This window comes from Gluconobacter sp. NFX36, from assembly GCF_049887835.1.
GTDB classification, from domain to species: Bacteria; Pseudomonadota; Alphaproteobacteria; order Acetobacterales; family Acetobacteraceae; genus Gluconobacter; species Gluconobacter japonicus_A.
Map to the genome: position 1 here is coordinate 1 of NZ_JAGEKJ010000039.1, position 1,775 is coordinate 1,775.

3 protein-coding genes are annotated in these 1,775 nt (G+C 49.7%); 2 read left to right on the top strand and 1 reads right to left on the bottom strand.

The features are described from left to right. Window positions 1–171: 171 nt before the first annotated feature. On the top strand, window positions 172–339 hold the full coding sequence (locus J4P41_RS15585; RefSeq protein WP_426067828.1) for a hypothetical protein: 168 nt from the start codon (window positions 172–174) through the stop codon (window positions 337–339). 39 nt (window positions 340–378) lie between these two features. Further along, window positions 379–636, top strand: coding sequence for a hypothetical protein (locus J4P41_RS15590; RefSeq protein WP_426067829.1), 258 nt, complete (start codon window positions 379–381; stop codon window positions 634–636). Window positions 637–926: 290 nt separating this feature from the next. Here J4P41_RS15590 and J4P41_RS15595 read toward each other — a convergent pair whose 3' ends face one another. Then, window positions 927–1,448 (bottom strand): hypothetical protein, encoded by a 522-nt coding sequence (locus tag J4P41_RS15595; RefSeq protein ID WP_426067830.1) that lies wholly within the window; start codon window positions 1,446–1,448, stop codon window positions 927–929. Between the last annotated feature and the right edge of the window lie 327 nt (window positions 1,449–1,775).

Sequence of the window (1,775 nt, forward strand, 5' to 3'; positions counted from 1 at the left end):
TCGGGGATCGCTAAGGCTCCGCCTTGGCCGCTGGAAATTCGTGAGATTTCCGCGCTCCGCACAGCAAACCAAAAGTTTGTATAAGTGCGCCCTTTGGGATTTGGCACCAAACTGGCGCACGGCAAACGAAAGTTTGTGTAAGTGCGCCCTTTCAGAAAAGGGCCTCAAACCATGAACAGCGACAAATTGATTGTGTTCGACTCTGTAGAAGCTGCTCGTGATCCAGCCGTAAGAATTGCGCTTTTAGAAACGGCAAAAGCTGATGGATCGGCCGAAGGAATGGCTCATGCTTTGCGTGTAATTGCTGAAGCTAAAAAACTGGGCGACAAGCAATCTTAGCCATTTCAATGTGGACTTCATTTTTTAGGGAAAATTCCAATGACTGTTTATGAAATTACTTTCAAAAAAGAAAAATATCTAGATTTTGACAATCTAAAGCAAGAATTCAACTTTTCACAGAAAACTAACGTTCTTAACGAGACAAATCCTATAAATATTGGAGAAAAAGAATTTAGTTACAGCCACAAAAAAACACCTGAAAAAACTTATCTTGAGCTTAAAATAATCGATAAACGTTTCATCGATTTCCTTCGAGAAGCAGATTTTGATTTTGAAGTGACCGAATCCGAAGTATGATCTTTTCAAAAGATCATACTTGCCCAGAGAGGTTCTAGGTTTGTCGTGTAGGCCGTTCTAGAATTTTCCCTACAAGAGCCATACTGGCTTCACTGGAACGCTCCTGACGGCCTCACAGAGGCCTCTCCTTAAGCATTTTTCTTGTCTCGGCACTTCTGCTGTTCCTGTTTTCGAGCGAGCGCAGAGCGGGAGCCCCGAAGGGCGCCGTTTAGGCGTCGAAAACCTGCCTCTGCACTTAGGTCAGAGTGATCTGCACTTAGGTCGAGTTGTTGGTTTGCACTTAGGTGCCTTCAGGTGGCTTTCGCTTCCCTCAGACACCATTCGATCATCTCCGAATGGCTCATCTGAGGCGGCTGGAAAACTCTTTCCGCTCTTAAAAAAGAACTAGAGGGACGTTCCTGTGCAGGTCTTGCACTTAGGTGGTTCCTGACGCTCCGCATGAGGAAACGTGCGGCCTGTGCCACCTGATGAAGCGCCGAAAGGACAATCTCGTAGGCGTTTGATGTCCTGACGCGCTTTCCTAGGGCCTGGTCATACACATAGCGGGGCGTGTGCTTCACAATGCCCAGGGCATACGCTCGGTTCAGGGCGTTGATAACGGTTCGACGACAGGCTCCCGACTTCTCGGCCATCGCCTCATGGCTGGGAAACATGGCTCCATCGTCGCCCATGAATTCTGGCAAAACCGCCAGTGCATGAGCCTCGCCAAGCGTTAGCTTACCTTCCGAACGGAAGCGCCGAAGCGCGGCCTGAAACCGACGGATGATCTGCCATTTTGTCATGGGCCGGGAAGTCTTTGAAGCGATGGTCATTGTCTATCCTCACTCGGACTGACCATCTTCTCTTGAGGGAACTACCCGGTTTGAGGTATCGTTCTCTCGGAAAGCTGGCCCGTCCACTCGATCTGGCGGGTCAAGCTGAAAGGTCGGAGTTCCTAGCTCCGGCCTTTCGCCGTTTCTGGGGCATACCTTTCGCCCTTTCCCGAAAAAAAGCAACCTTGCCGAACCATCATTCGGGGATCGCTAAGGCTCCGCCTTGGCCGCTGGAAATTCGTGAGATTTCCGCGCTCCGCACAGCAAACCAAAAGTTTGTATAAGTGCGCCCTTTGGGATTTGGCACCAAACTGGCGCACGGCAAAC